13 protein-coding genes are annotated in these 13,527 nt (G+C 43.7%); 8 read left to right on the top strand and 5 right to left on the bottom strand.

Going from position 1 to position 13,527, the window contains the following annotated elements; translation table 11 throughout:
• Positions 1-341: 341 nt before the first annotated feature.
• The 5 genes from pedF (at position 342) to ACMXYS_RS08870 (ending at position 5,495) form a co-directional block, all read left to right on the top strand.
• Positions 342-785: a cytochrome c-550 PedF gene (pedF, locus tag ACMXYS_RS08890; protein ID WP_415881362.1), complete on the top strand. Its 444-nt coding sequence runs from the start codon at positions 342-344 to the stop codon at positions 783-785.
• Positions 778-1,692: a substrate-binding periplasmic protein gene (locus tag ACMXYS_RS08885; protein ID WP_415896290.1), complete on the top strand. Its 915-nt coding sequence runs from the start codon at positions 778-780 to the stop codon at positions 1,690-1,692. Before pedF ends, ACMXYS_RS08885 begins: the two co-directional genes overlap by 8 nt.
• A 54-nt stretch (positions 1,693-1,746) precedes the next feature.
• Positions 1,747-2,502: a quinoprotein dehydrogenase-associated SoxYZ-like carrier gene (locus ACMXYS_RS08880; protein WP_415896289.1), complete on the top strand. Its 756-nt coding sequence runs from the start codon at positions 1,747-1,749 to the stop codon at positions 2,500-2,502.
• Positions 2,503-2,512: 10 nt separating this feature from the next.
• Positions 2,513-3,433: a quinoprotein relay system zinc metallohydrolase 1 gene (locus ACMXYS_RS08875; protein WP_415896288.1), complete on the top strand. Its 921-nt coding sequence runs from the start codon at positions 2,513-2,515 to the stop codon at positions 3,431-3,433.
• 310 nt (positions 3,434-3,743) lie between these two features.
• A complete protein-coding gene (locus ACMXYS_RS08870) occupies positions 3,744-5,495 on the top strand; it encodes a PQQ-dependent methanol/ethanol family dehydrogenase (protein WP_415881358.1) in 1,752 nt (583 codons plus the stop codon).
• A gap of 103 nt (positions 5,496-5,598) precedes the next feature.
• Here ACMXYS_RS08870 and ACMXYS_RS08865 read toward each other — a convergent pair whose 3' ends face one another.
• Both ACMXYS_RS08865 and ACMXYS_RS08860 read right to left on the bottom strand, forming a co-directional pair.
• Positions 5,599-6,264 carry a putative 2OG-Fe(II) oxygenase gene (locus ACMXYS_RS08865; RefSeq protein ID WP_415896287.1) on the bottom strand — a complete coding sequence of 222 codons (666 nt, stop codon included), beginning with the start codon at positions 6,262-6,264 and terminating at the stop codon, positions 5,599-5,601.
• A 72-nt stretch (positions 6,265-6,336) separates the two neighbouring features.
• Positions 6,337-7,152, bottom strand: coding sequence for an FRG domain-containing protein (locus ACMXYS_RS08860; RefSeq protein WP_415896286.1), 816 nt, complete (start codon positions 7,150-7,152; stop codon positions 6,337-6,339).
• A gap of 341 nt (positions 7,153-7,493) precedes the next feature.
• Here ACMXYS_RS08860 and ACMXYS_RS08855 point away from each other — a divergent pair, with 341 nt between their 5' ends.
• From ACMXYS_RS08855 to ACMXYS_RS08845, 3 genes are all read left to right on the top strand, one after another.
• The gene (locus ACMXYS_RS08855) at positions 7,494-9,014 is read left to right on the top strand and encodes an aldehyde dehydrogenase family protein (protein ID WP_415894610.1); all 1,521 of its coding nucleotides are present in this window, start codon (positions 7,494-7,496) and stop codon (positions 9,012-9,014) included.
• Between the two features lie 236 nt (positions 9,015-9,250).
• On the top strand, positions 9,251-9,547 hold the full coding sequence (locus tag ACMXYS_RS08850) for a hypothetical protein (RefSeq protein ID WP_415881354.1): 297 nt from the start codon (positions 9,251-9,253) through the stop codon (positions 9,545-9,547).
• Between the two features lie 10 nt (positions 9,548-9,557).
• The gene (locus ACMXYS_RS08845; protein WP_415881353.1) at positions 9,558-9,980 is read left to right on the top strand and encodes a hypothetical protein; all 423 of its coding nucleotides are present in this window, start codon (positions 9,558-9,560) and stop codon (positions 9,978-9,980) included.
• A gap of 15 nt (positions 9,981-9,995) precedes the next feature.
• On the opposite strand, the gene ACMXYS_RS08840 is transcribed toward ACMXYS_RS08845, so the two are convergent.
• The 3 genes from ACMXYS_RS08840 to ACMXYS_RS08830 are packed head-to-tail and all read right to left on the bottom strand — an operon-like array spanning position 9,996 to position 13,370.
• Entirely contained in the window at positions 9,996-10,388 is a 393-nt protein-coding gene (locus tag ACMXYS_RS08840) for a hypothetical protein (protein ID WP_415881352.1), read from the bottom strand.
• Positions 10,389-10,420: 32 nt separating this feature from the next.
• A complete protein-coding gene (locus tag ACMXYS_RS08835) occupies positions 10,421-11,959 on the bottom strand; it encodes a transglycosylase SLT domain-containing protein (RefSeq protein WP_415896285.1) in 1,539 nt (512 codons plus the stop codon).
• A gap of 10 nt (positions 11,960-11,969) precedes the next feature.
• Positions 11,970-13,370: an FAD-binding oxidoreductase gene (locus tag ACMXYS_RS08830; protein ID WP_415896284.1), complete on the bottom strand. Its 1,401-nt coding sequence runs from the start codon at positions 13,368-13,370 to the stop codon at positions 11,970-11,972.
• Between the last annotated feature and the right edge of the window lie 157 nt (positions 13,371-13,527).

Here is a 13,527-nt window from a genome sequence, read left to right as displayed (position 1 = left end):
TTAAGTCCTGTTTGTGCAGGATAAAATCCCGAGAGTCTTAGGGAGAAGTCACGTACTAATAAAGAGGGATTAGTGCTCAGGTATGGATAGATGGCGTACAAAATGCTACTTAGGTTGCAATCTGGGTCGACATTCCTACCAAGGGAGTAGTTTTTGGAACCCAAAGTACAATTCTTGCTGATTTTGCACACGCAATATCATATATGCAAACAGCTGGAGTGGGTGGCTTTGGCTTAATGTAGAGATGATCGTCAGGTATCTGAACACGCAGATATCCCTCAGTCAGTATTTCATTTAACTGGGGAAGGCGAGAGTATAAAAACTAAAGTGGTGAAAAAAAGATGTCTATCAACAAGAAACTTTTGAGCATGACTACAGCGGGTATGTTAGCTGCAGTTATTTCTGGCCAGACAATGGCGCACGGTGATGTAACTCCACAGGCTATCGATGTAACAGGCCTAAAAGTTCTAGGTGAAGAGTGGGAAGAATCTAACCCTTACACTGAAGATTACGAAAACCGTGAACTAGCGGTTAAAATCGGTGAGTCTGCTTACACTCAAAACTGTGCACGTTGCCACGGTCTAGATGCGATTTCTGGTGGTATCGCGCCAGATCTACGTTACCTAGAACCAGGAGTTGATGGTGACGAATGGTATGCTTACCGTGTTGTTAACGGTGCAGTACGTGACGGTCGTGTTTACATGCCAAAAATGGCTGAACACCTAAGCCAAGAAGCTCTTTGGGCTATCCGTGCTTGGTTAGAAACTCGCGCTACGGATGAGTAAGTTAAGCGCTTCTAACGCTATAATTTTCACTTGCGCCAGCCTGCTTAGCAGCCTGGCGCAAGCTCGTTATTACGACGATGTAATTGATAGCGGGTATATCAGGGTTGGTTTTTATCGTGATTTCCCACCATATTCCTATATGGAAAACGGCAAAGCTGTTGGTGTGGATGTCGAAGTCGGTAAGAAAATTGCTGAAAAGCTAGGCGTTGAATTCCGTGAGCATTGGATCACGCCAGATGAAAACCTTGAAGATGATTTAAGAAATAATGTCTGGAAAGGGCATTATCTCGACAAAGATGAAGAAAATGCATTAGCACTGAAAACCATTGCCGATGTCATGATGCGTGTTCCGTACGATCGTGAATACAGCTATATGCAGGATTCGACAGGCGCCGTTATTAATGAAATGGTGGTTATGTTTGGGCCCTATCAGCGTGAAAGCTGGAAAGTTGTTTACGATAGTGAAAAGTTAGATAACGTTTCTACAGTGGCGGTATTCCAATATCACCCAGTAGGGGTGGAAATTGATAGTCTACCGGCGTTTTATCTGACTTCAGCTTTTGGTGGGCGAATGCGTGATAAGACTCACCACTATACGAATGCGCGTGAAGCGTTTAAAGGTATGGAGTCTGGTGAGGTAGATGCCGTTATGGCAATGCGCGCCGAAGTTGATTGGTTAGTCAGTAAGTCGGGCGACAAGAAATTTAAGCTGGGCGTGAATGGTTATCCAAATATGGGTAAGCAGAAATGGGACATAGGGATGGCTGTTAAGCATACCTATAGACAGCTTGGCTATGCTGTAGGTGATGTTGTCGAAGCTATGGTTCGTTCCGGTGAAATGGAAGAAGTTTATAGCAAGTACGGTCTCAGTTATGAGATGCCTGCTTTTTACCAGGATGTAAAATAGCTTTATAAAGCAACGCTCGAAAAAATAGCATTCAAATAATAATAAGAGGATGCCATGTTGAAGCGAAATGTTGCAGCACTTTTGATAAGTGCTGCTTTACCAATTGCTGGTTATTCAGGCCAGCAAGATCCTCTAGAGTCGCCTTTATGGGATCATATGCGTGCCAAGTTTATTGGCGATCAGAAATATGTGTTTGATAGTAATGTCAAAGTCACTGTGCCTGAATTTGCTGAAGATCCTACGCAGGTTCCTATTACTGTTAATGCTGAAGCGTTAGCAGGGAAGATCGATAAGATTGTCGTTTTTGCTGATCTTAATCCAATTCAGCACATCTTTACTTATTATCCCCACAAAGAAATTGTGCCTCACCTTTCTATGCGCATTAAGGTCCAGCAGGGTACTGCTATTAGAGCAGCTGTACTTTCTAAGTCTGGTGTTTGGCATCTAGGTGGTAGCTATCTTGACGCTGCAGGTGGAGGGTGTACCACGCCAAGCGCCGCTGCTGCCAATACCTACTGGCAGGACCATCTCGGTGAAATGAAAAGTAAGTTTTTCCCCAGAGAGCAGGGGGGGCGCTATAAACTTAAAGTCGTTCATCCGATGGACACCGGCTTAGTTAGTTCAATTCCTGAATTCTATATAGAGAATGTAGAGGTGCGTAACTTTGAAGGTGCGCCACTTGCAAAATTAGAGTTGTCTCAGCCTGTCAGTGAAAATCCAGTTTTAACTTTTGATGTCAGAGATGGTTCTCAAGGTCATCGTATCTGGATGCGAGATAATGGTGGTAATGAGTTTGAGAATGCGCTCTAGGAGTTGATTGATGAAAAGATTGTTGTTGGCCCTATCTGCTGCTGCAGTGATTCATTCAGCTTCAGCGGCGCCGCTTTCTTATGATTTAAAACCGCAAAAAATTGCTGATAACACTTGGTTATTGAAGGGGAAGTTGGAAGACTTTTCAAAGAGTAATGGCGGCAATATTGTCAATACTGGCTTTATCGTAACAGAAGATGGGGTTGTTGTTATCGATACTGGGCCATCCCTTAGATATGGTAAAGCGTTAAAGGCGGCAATAGAAAGTGTTACGAATAAACCTATCAAGGTTGTTTTTAATACTCATCACCATCCAGATCACTTTTTAGGAAATCAAGCTTTTGCAGATGCAGAGATACTTTCTCTCCCTGGTACACAGCAGGGAATTGAGCTTCATGGAAATGCTTTTGCTGAAAATATGTATCGACTAGTTGGTGATTGGATGCGGTCGACTGAGGCGATCCCGCCAAGCAAAGTACTGGATGTTCAGTTAATGGAGCTTGGCTCACATAGATTGCATTTACTTCCTTTTACGGGTCATACAGGTTCGGATTTGGTTGTTATGGATGAAAAAACCGGCGTTGTGTTTGCCTCAGATATGGTTTTCTATCAGCGAGCGTTAACCACTCCTCATACGCCTGGGATTCATCAGTGGAAAAAAGAGATTCTGAAATTAAAGGATCTTGATTACAAGGTTATGGTGCCTGGTCATGGGCCCGTTGTTACAGACGCTAGAGCATTAGATCAAATGCTAGCCTATCTAGATTGGTTGGATCGGGTTTTAGTGCGGGCAGCTCAGGATGGTTTAAGTATGACCGAGGTGATTAAACTGCCGATCCCCAAAGATTTTGATGGTATTGCATTAAGTAAGCGGGAATTTGCCAGAACTGTTGCGCACCTTTATCCCAAATATGAAGAGCAGGCTTTCTGAGTCTGCTTGTTTTTATAAATAGAAAAACTCAAATTAAATCCTCTTTGCTTTGCTCCTTTCTTTGGCTAGTTAAACGGTAATTCCTGTCTATACTCATGTTTGTACTATGACTAATGGGCTATTGAATGGCGGCGTAAGCTGCTGAATTTACTTAAAAATAGCGGTATTACTACCAAGGGACTAGAAAAGTACTTCTGCTGTTTAATTGTTGTATTTGCTGTAAAACAAAACAATTGCCTTCATGATTCGGGAAAATTTCCCGGCTCTCTTCTCAACGCCAAAAAAAAAATATCCGTAGAGGAAGCGTACAATGAAAAAATTCGCACTGTCTGCTCTAGTTGCAGCGATGTCTGTGGCAGGCACAGCACAGGCTGGTGTTACTGATAAAGATATCGTTAACGACCAGATGACTGTTGAAGATGTTGTAACAAATGGTATGGGCCCACGTGGTCAGCGTTACAGCCCAATGACAAAAATCAACACTAAAACTGTTAAAGACATGCGTCCAGTATGGGCGTTCTCTTTCGGTGGTGAAAAGCAGCGTGGTCAGGAATCACAGCCTGTAGTTAAAGACGGTGTGATGTACGTTACCGCTTCTTACTCTCGTGTATTCGCTGTTGATGCAAACACTGGTGAAGAGCTTTGGGAATACAATGCACGTCTTCCTGATGGCATCATGCCTTGCTGTGACGTAATCAACCGTGGTGTTGCTCTATACGACGACCTAGTAATATTCGGTACTCTAGACGCTAAACTAGTAGCTCTAAACGCTAAGACTGGTAAGGTTGTTTGGAAGAAGAAAGTAGAAGATTACAAAGCTGGTTACTCAATCACTGCAGCTCCTCTAATTGCTAAAGGTAAAGTAATCACTGGTGTATCTGGTGGTGAATTCGGTATCGTTGGTAAAGTAGAAGCTTACGATGCTAAGACTGGTAAACTTGCTTGGACTCGTCCAACAGTTGAAGGTCACATGGGTTACATCTGGAAAGATGGCAAGAAAATGGAAAACGGTATTTCCGGTGGTGAAGCAGGCAAAACTTGGCCTGGCGATCTTTGGAAATCTGGTGGTGCTGCAACTTGGTTAGGCGGTACTTACGATCCTGAAGTTGACCTTCTATTCTTCGGTACTGGTAACCCAGCACCATGGAACTCTCACCTACGTCCTGGTGACAACCTATTCTCATCTTCTCGTCTAGCTATCGATCCAGATACTGGTAAGATCGCTTGGCACTTCCAGACTACTCCACACGATGGTTGGGATTACGATGGTGTAAACGAGTTGATCTCTTTTGACTATAAAGCTAACGGCAAAACTGTAAAAGCAGCAGCGACTGCTGACCGTAACGGTTTCATGTACGTTCTTAACCGTCAGAACGGTGATTTCATCCGTGGTTTCCCATTCGTAGATAAAATCTCTTGGGCTAAAGGCCTAGACGCTAAGACTGGTCGTCCAATTTATGACGATGCAAACCGTCCAGGTAACCCAGCTGATTCTAAAGATGGTAAGAAAGGTACATCTGTTCTAGCTATTCCTTCTTTCCTAGGTGGTAAAAACTGGATGCCTATGGCATACAGCCAAGACACTGAGTTGTTCTACGTTCCTTCTAATGAATGGGCGATGGACATCTGGAATGAGCCAACTGCATACAAAAAAGGTGCAGCTTACCTAGGTGCTGGTTTCACTATCAAGCCAATGAACGACGAGTACATCGGTGTTCTACGTGCGATGGATCCAAAAACTGGTAAAGAAGTATGGCGTCACAAGAACTACGCTCCACTATGGGGTGGTGTTCTAGCGACTAAAGGTAACCTTGTATTCTTTGGTACTCCTGAAGGCTACCTAAAAGGCCTAAACGCTAAGACTGGTAAGGTTGAATACGAATTCAACACTGGTTCTGGTATCGTAGGTTCTCCAATCACTTGGGAGCAGAACGGCGAGCAGTACCTATCAATCGTATCCGGTTGGGGTGGTGCAGTACCTCTATGGGGTGGTGAAGTAGCTAAACGTGTTAAGCACCTAAACCAGGGCGGCACAGTTTGGACATTCAAACTACCTAAGTAAGTTTTTGACTTACAACTGAGTGATATTTCGATATCACTCAGCCTGTCCCAGCAAAAAAAGTCAGCATTTAGCTGGCTTTTTTTGTGCTTGAAATAAAGCGTGATTAGATCAAATCAACAATGCTGTTGAACGCAATCACGACGCGGTCTTTCTGCCCGAAATAAGGCAGGGCTGAGTGCTTTAGGTAGGACGGGAATATTACAATCTGACCTTCTACAGGTTGGAAGTCCCAGAAGCCCTGTTCGCTTAGATAGGCTGTCCCAGCATCGCCATAATGATCGGCGTTGTTGCGAGGATCATAAAAGCGATTGATGCCGTTGCGAGTACCCAATTCACACTCGCCAACATCTAAATAATAGATTCCACACCAAGAGCAATTAGGGTGCGAGTGGATGTCATGGTAACCGCCATCCTTAGTGACATGGAACCAGGATTCAATGATGGTTGCATCACCTTCAGCGCCTTCTGGCCAGTATGGCGTGTTTACCTGTGTGGCTATGGCAGACAGTAGTTCCTCGAGCATGCGTCTAAGCTCAAGGATCACCGGTTCATCAGATTCCAGAAAGCAGAGCTTGCTCTCAAATAGTTTATGTTTTGCACTTACTGCTACTTCGCTGGCAACGGCTTTGGTTTGATTGTGAAGCTTTTGATAGTTGTAGATGTAATTGAGAAGATCTTCTTTTAAGAACTCGTGATCAGGGTTTGTCGTAACAAACAGTGGAGAGGTCCAAGTGTTGATGGATTCAATTTCTGGGCTTTCTGAATACATGATCCGATTCCAAGTTAAGAGATCGGATTATTTTAATCTTGTGGTTGTTATTTAGCTATGTGAGAAGCGCGCTCATTTGTCCTGCATCAGTTGATCGTTTTTAGGATCGGGTGTGCCTACCCAGCTAACCTCAAGTTCATATGAGATGGAACGTGCTAAGCCATCTAGATCAGGGAAAAGGGTGGCGCTACTGATATTCATTCGATAAAGCGCTTCCATTGCTTCTTTTCTGATTTCAGGGCTAAGGACAATCTTAGCGAGAAGTGGCTGATCATATTCGTAATTATTTAATAGCTCTTCAACTGAAACATCGATTCTGCCAGGCAGCATGAAAGTACCTGCTTGGGCAACGATTCTTCGATCCATCGACCATGGTTCACCAGGCCAGACGATCGGGTAGTTATTTGAAAGGTAATATTTGCCAAGGCTGTCAGTCGTACGAGGGTCAATTGCATCTCGTGTGAGCTCGGGTAAGCCCGGTGGTGTTGCTTTGTGCCATAGGGCAGGGGTATTTACTGCATAAACTGCAGCATGCGTTGTGCAGGACTGTAGAGCGAAATAGCTGGCGACGTAGGGTGACTTGGTAAAGTCTAAAAGCCGAGTTGGTGCGCCGTGGTGTTGCATAAGGGCTAAGCAACGAAAATCATCTTTAAGTGCACTGGTATCATTTAGGAAATAGTGAGCTTTACGTTTAAATACACGAATGGCCCTGCTTTCTCGTTCATGCCATTTGCTTTGGGGTACAAACTGCTTGAGTCGTCTAGTGAGCGAACTCTCAAGGCTCCATTCCGCATCCCGTTGTCCACGAAATGCCCAGCCACGGAGTTCTTCTGACTCAACTAAAGCAAGAAATTCTTGCCAAGTAGATACTTGGTATAACTTCGTCATCGTTCCGGCCTCGTAATTTATTCGCCTTGAAAATTCCTTATAGCATAAGAGTATAGCTATTTGATGTTTATTTATATGGGGGGTGAGCCTTTAAAATGAGAGATGTTGCCACTGATTGTCTTTGTTAATCAGTGGGTTAGTGCCTAGTATTATGCGCGATCTGAGATGAATCTCTGAAACCCCGTAGGGGTGGGGCCTCCATAACTAGTACTAAATAATTAATTTTTCAATGCCAAGGGATGATACCTGTGTTTCTTGCTGGATAGCTAATATTGGTTGGTAAAGTAAATTAACTGTCAGTAGAGACGGCAGTAAGATAAATATAAAGAGGCACTTAGAAGATGATTTACGCTAAGCCGGGTACAGAAGGTTCAGTTGTTTCCTTTAAAGAACGTTATGGCAACTTCATTAACGGTGAGTGGGTAGCTCCTGTTAAAGGTGAATACTTCACCAATAACTCGCCTGTAACTGGTGAACCAATTTGTGAAATTCCACGTTCCACTGCTGAAGATATCGAATTGGCACTGGACGCTGCTCACGCTGCACAAGAGTCTTGGGGCAAAACTTCTCCAATCGAACGTCAGAACGTTCTACTGAAGTGTGCTGAGCTAATCGACGCTAACCTAGAGCGTTTGGCTGTATCTGAAACTTGGGACAACGGTAAGGCAGTTCGTGAAACTCTAGCTGCAGACGTTCCTCTTATGGCAGATCACTTCCGTTACTTCGCTGGTTGCATCCGTGCACAAGAAGGTTCTATCGGTGAGATCGACGAAACAACTGTTGCTTACCACTTCCACGAGCCACTAGGTGTTGTTGGCCAGATCATCCCTTGGAACTTCCCGCTACTAATGGCTGCATGGAAAATTGCTCCAGCACTAGCAGCAGGTAACTCTATCGTACTGAAGCCAGCTGAAGCGACTCCAGTATCTATCCTTATTCTTCTTGAGTGCATCCAGGAAGCTCTACCAGCAGGCGTACTGAATATTGTAAACGGTTTCGGTGGCGAAGCAGGTCAGGCTCTAGCATCTAGCACACGTATTGCTAAGATCGCATTCACTGGTTCTACTCCAGTTGGTTCTCACATCATGAAATGTGCTGCAGAGAACATCATCCCATCTACAACAGAGCTAGGTGGTAAGTCTCCAAACATCTACTTCAACGACGTTATGGCTCAGGACGATGAGTTCGTAAGCAAAGCTGTTGAAGGTGCGGTACTAGCATTCTTCAACCAGGGTGAAGTATGTACTTGTCCTTCTCGTCTTCTAGTTCAAGAAGATATTGCTGATGAGTTCCTAGCTAAAGTTGTTGAGCGTATGGGTCAGATCAAACGTGGTAACCCACTAGATACTGAAACAATGGTTGGTGCTCAGGCTTCTCAAGAACAGTTCGACAAGATCCTAGGTTACATCGACATCGGTCGTGACGAAGGTGCTGAAGTACTAGCAGGCGGCGGTATCGAAAAACTAGACGGTGATTTCGGTAGCGGTTACTACATCAAGCCAACTCTTCTAAAAGGTACAAACGACATGCGCGTTTTCCAAGAAGAGATCTTCGGTCCAGTAGTTTCTGTAACTACATTCAAAGACGAAGCAGAAGCACTAGCTATCGCTAACGACACTGAGTTCGGTCTAGGTGCAGGCGTATGGTCACGTGACACTAACGTTGCTTACCGCATGGGTCGTGGCATTGAGGCTGGCCGTGTATGGATGAACTGCTACCACCTATACCCAGCACACGCTGCGTTCGGCGGTTACAAGAAGTCTGGTGTAGGTCGTGAAACTCACAAGATGATTCTTGAGCACTACCAGCAAACTAAGAACATGTTGGTTAGCTACAGCGAAAGCCCTCTAGGCTTCTTCTAAGCGGAAGTCCACGGGAGCTGGCATCTGAACATTGCTAGCTCTCAAGTAAGCTATTTCAAGTAGCTTCTTGCGTTTATTGCGGCCCCTCTGAGGGCCGCTTTTTTATGTCCTGATCCTGCCTAGACTTAGGGTACTAGTACAATTTGTACTTTAGGTCTGTCTCATTTCCCGAAATCCCTGATATTTATTTTTAGATGTTAAGCTTGTTTAACACTCTGATTTAAAGGGAGGTTTTCGTGCGTAATACTTTTTCTATTCTTATTTTAAGTTTGGTCTCTGTGAGTGCTTTGGCCTCTGTAAAAGACTATCAAGTAAAGCGGCTCATAATGATGAAGTCTGATTGTGTCGAGCAGAGTTTAGCGCGCAATGAAACCGAAAGTGGTGGCCTAATGTTTGTTGCGCAATGCAAAAATCTTAGTCATTACCCTGATGGTGTAGAAGTCCTGTGTGACGATCCAGAGGATGAACGGAGCTGTAAGCTGCAAACTAAAGCTAAGTCCTATGATCATCTCCGCTTACTTCAATCAAATTAGGATTCCTATTATGTTTGTTAAGAAGTGCTCTATAGTGGCTCTTGTGTCCACTGGGTTTCTGGCAGCACCTTTACCTGTATCTGCTGATGTGAATACGGCATTTGAACAATGCAGGGCTCTAGTGCAGCCTGATAGGCGTTTGGAGTGTTACGATAATTTAGATTTAAATGCGTTGAGTGCAAAGAAGCCTAATTTTGCAGGTAAGCGTACAGCTAAAACGGAGATGTTTAAGGTATCTGGACCTACCCAATTAAGATTTCAGAGTGACGGTGCCATCTTTGTATTAGCGTTGCACGACAGTGAAGATAATATCGTTCAAAACCTCCACATAGGTGGAGGTGGTGAAGATACTTATTTGATCGAAGAGGCTGGTGAATATTATCTGCGTGTTAATGGATCTACTACATGGCGTATTTGGTTAGAAAAGCCATAATTACCGTTTAGTAATCTACAAACCTTTGCTATTACCGCCAATACGATAGATTAGCAGGTCTTCATCGTCTAGTACCTTGAAGGCTGCTGTCGTCGCTGCATTATTGGGTATCTGGTATTCATGATCAGATAGCTTTTCAGCTTTATAAAGCTGTTCTGGTGGGTTGAGCATCAGTTCAACAAACTGTTCTGTTGACCATGTGTAAGTTTTGACGGGTAGGCCATATGCTTTGGCGACTGTAAGCTCATCGGATGAGCTACCAATTAGATCAAGGTAATAACACTCTGTAACATGGCACATCAGTCCCATTCTTGTATCTATTAAGTAGCTATCTGCGGGTAAGGTTCTTGGTATGCTGTAGCATCCACCTAAGGCAATTAAACAAAGGCCCGTGATTATCTTTTTCATTAGCCTGTCTCTTTCTGTGTATCTTCCAATTTCTATTTTACGTATTGCTGAAGAGTATGGACCCTTTCGGTATAGATAAGTTTGGATAAATTATAGATCGTGTAATATTTATAGATGCTAGAAACATAATGTACTGTTTCTCGTCCAATAATCCTGCCTGCTGCGATCTCAACATTTCCAAACCACACGTTTGGATCTAATCCCATTTTAGTCGTTAGTTTTTGCATTTTTCGTAGATTGCCAGGACCAGCGTTGTAGGCGGCTAAGCTTAAGAGAAAGCGATTGATAGGCGTGATCTCTTCAGAGGGTAAATAGTGTCGAGATAGGAAATCCATATACTTTGCACCCGCATGTATATTGTTATCTACCTTGTGTATCGCTTTGATATTCACATTTGGATCGGCTGCAGTTGAAGGCAGTAACTGCATTACTCCGACTGCGCCCTTATGGCTTTTTGTGTCCTGTTTGAGTTGGGATTCCTGATAAGCCTGTGCTGCCAATGCAAGAGGATCTAAGTGGTATTTTTCTGCGTATTTTTCAAAATGAGGTAGTAAGCGAATTAAGCGGTCGCGTTCCAAATCGAGCAGGGGATTTGTTATTCGCTTAGTTGAACCTAGGTAGCGTTTGATTAAGATATTGCCGAGAAGAGAGCCTTTCTGAACGTTCGAATGGATGAATTCATTCAGGCTGTCCTGAAGAAGAGGCGTCTGTTTTCTAACTCCCCAGCCCAGACTGTTCTTTTTGCTCAAACTGATTTGTTCAGCTATCTCTAAATTGGTTAGAGCTTTAAGCCAGAGTCTGGCTTTGTAATCATCAATGATGGTGTAGTTATAAATACCTGCATTTACGATTTCTAAAATATCCTCACTAAGTAAGGTGCTATCAGCCTCAATTATATGAATAGTATTTTCTTTAAATACTGCTTGTTTATTTAATTGATGAAGGTGTTCTGCGTAGCTGCTTCCTTTCAGAACGAGAATAGTCTTTCCTGCAAGGTCTTCTAATGAATCAATTTTTGGTGCGGTTTTGTGCCTGACAATGACTTCGGATACTTCTGAATATTTACTCTTTGTGAAATCTACCAACTTTTTTCTTTCGTTTGTTGCGGTTAGTAGCGCTGCACTGATGTCGCCTTTGCCTTCGACAAGAGAGGGGATTAGTTGATCAAAGGTAACCGGAATATAGACAATCTTTGTTTTGTCTATCTCTTTCTTAATCCCTTTATTTATATGCTTTTCGTAGTTTTGTAGAAGTTCGGCTTGTAGTCCTTTGATCTTGCCGTTATGAATGAAAAAGTCGGTCTTACTGTATGTGACTAAGGCTCTGATCAGCTTTCGATCTTTCATCTCATCAAGATCACCCCAGAAAGGCTCTAGCTTGTCAGTAGAAAGGATACCTTTGGGAATCAGCTCTGTTGATGATTGTGCTTCATGGGGAGTAGTAGAATTTGCTGGATGAGCTGTTGTTGTGGTTTGATTTGGGGGAAGGCTTTGATTTTCGGAGCTGTCACAACCAGTCAATAGGTATGAGCATGTGAGTAGAGAGCTGAAGAGGAGTATTTGTTTGATCAAAGCTTTGGCCTCACAGATCAATAACCTTGCCGGGATTCATAATGTTATTTGGATCCAAAGCCCGCTTAACAAGCTTCATGCTATTTATCGAAGTTTCATGCTCATCCAGCAGATATTGTTTTTTTCCAAAGCCGATTCCGTGTTCACCTGTACAAGTGCCACCTAGAGCTAAGGCGTTGCTTACGATCTTTTCTGCTAGTGCTTTAGCTGCTTGATGTTGGTTATGATTATCTGGATCGAAAACAATTAGGACGTGGTAGTTACCGTCACCAACATGGCCAACGATTGGGCAGGGTAAGTTGCTTAACTCAGCATCTGCTTCAGCTTGTAAGATACTTCTAGCTAGGGCTGAAATTGGAACACATACATCGGTTGTAAGGACTTTTCCGTTAGGGATAATCTGATGAGCCGCATTGTAAGCATTGTGTCGTGCTTGCCATAGGCGGTTTCGATCTTCGGTATTTTCAGCCCAAATAAATTCACTACCGCCGAATTCATTGCAGATATCTTTCAGGAGCGTAATGTCTTCTTCAATCTTGGCTTTAGAGCCGTGAAACTCGATAAAAAGGGTTGGTTCAGCAGTTAGTTGGTGTAGCTGAGAAAATTCAATGCAAGCTTGCATTTGGGCCTTGTTCAGCAGTTCTATTCGGGCTAGGGGAATAGACAGCTGCATGGCATTGATAACTGTATCGGTAGCGTCGGCCACAGTTTTAAAGCTGCATACGGCTGCGCGAATGATTTCGGGAATAGGGTGAAGGCGAAGTTGGATCTCTGTGATGACGCCTAAGGTGCCCTCAGAGCCGACCAGCAACTGCGTTAAGTTGTAACCAGCAGAGCTTTTGCGGCTACGTGTACCTGTTTTTATAATGTCGCCTTCAGGTGTTACCACAGTTAAGCCGATAACGGCATCAAGCATGGTGCCATAGCGTACGGCGTTAGTGCCTGAGGCTTGTGTTGCTGCCATACCGCCAATACTTGCATTGGCACCAGGATCAACTGGGAAAAATAAGCCGTCATAGCGCAAGGCTAGATTGAGCGCTTCTCTAGTTACACCTGCTTGCACGCGACAATCCATGTCGGCGGCATTTATTTCTATGACCTGATCCATTTCTGACAGATCGATTGAGATACCACCGTTGACGGCGAGTAGATGCCCTTCGACAGAAGAACCTACGCCAAAGGGAATGACGGGAATTTTATATTGATTGCAGAGTTTGACGACTTGAGCGACTTCTTCGTTACTAAAAGGATAGACAACCGCATCGGGCGCGATACAACCATAGCTATCTTCGCCTTGACCATGCTGCTCACACACAGGTTTAGATAGGTCTATTCGATCACTAAAAGTAGTGGCCAATTCAGTGATGACTTTCTTTAGATCAGCTTGAGAATAATGTTTATGCGCACGCATAGGTCATCAGCTCGTTTTTTATTGTTGTTACTACATTAAAGCAATAATTTATTAATAAGAACAAGCTATTATGATGATAAGTATCTAGGTTGATACAGCCTATGTAGAGTGGTGGGCTTTCCTTTGCCCGGTAGCTCTTATCCGTGAACGCTGGCTA

Origin of the sequence: Neptuniibacter sp. QD57_21, from assembly GCF_047778075.1 — a bacterium.
In the GTDB taxonomy this organism is placed as follows: Bacteria; Pseudomonadota; Gammaproteobacteria; order Pseudomonadales; family Balneatricaceae; genus Neptuniibacter.
This window is presented reverse-complemented; position numbering and strand designations above follow the sequence as displayed.

Coding starts and splice junctions, on each gene's coding strand:
- ACMXYS_RS08865 (WP_415896287.1), bottom strand. CDS start 6,264: ATGTATTCAGAAAGCCCAGAAATTGAATCCATCAACACTTGGACCTCT.
- ACMXYS_RS08880 (WP_415896289.1), top strand. CDS start 1,747: ATGTTGAAGCGAAATGTTGCAGCACTTTTGATAAGTGCTGCTTTACCA.
- ACMXYS_RS08840 (WP_415881352.1), bottom strand. CDS start 10,388: ATGAAAAAGATAATCACGGGCCTTTGTTTAATTGCCTTAGGTGGATGC.
- ACMXYS_RS08845 (WP_415881353.1), top strand. CDS start 9,558: ATGTTTGTTAAGAAGTGCTCTATAGTGGCTCTTGTGTCCACTGGGTTT.
- pedF (WP_415881362.1), top strand. CDS start 342: ATGTCTATCAACAAGAAACTTTTGAGCATGACTACAGCGGGTATGTTA.
- ACMXYS_RS08885 (WP_415896290.1), top strand. CDS start 778: ATGAGTAAGTTAAGCGCTTCTAACGCTATAATTTTCACTTGCGCCAGC.
- ACMXYS_RS08875 (WP_415896288.1), top strand. CDS start 2,513: ATGAAAAGATTGTTGTTGGCCCTATCTGCTGCTGCAGTGATTCATTCA.
- ACMXYS_RS08855 (WP_415894610.1), top strand. CDS start 7,494: ATGATTTACGCTAAGCCGGGTACAGAAGGTTCAGTTGTTTCCTTTAAA.
- ACMXYS_RS08870 (WP_415881358.1), top strand. CDS start 3,744: ATGAAAAAATTCGCACTGTCTGCTCTAGTTGCAGCGATGTCTGTGGCA.
- ACMXYS_RS08830 (WP_415896284.1), bottom strand. CDS start 13,370: ATGCGTGCGCATAAACATTATTCTCAAGCTGATCTAAAGAAAGTCATC.
- ACMXYS_RS08860 (WP_415896286.1), bottom strand. CDS start 7,152: ATGACGAAGTTATACCAAGTATCTACTTGGCAAGAATTTCTTGCTTTA.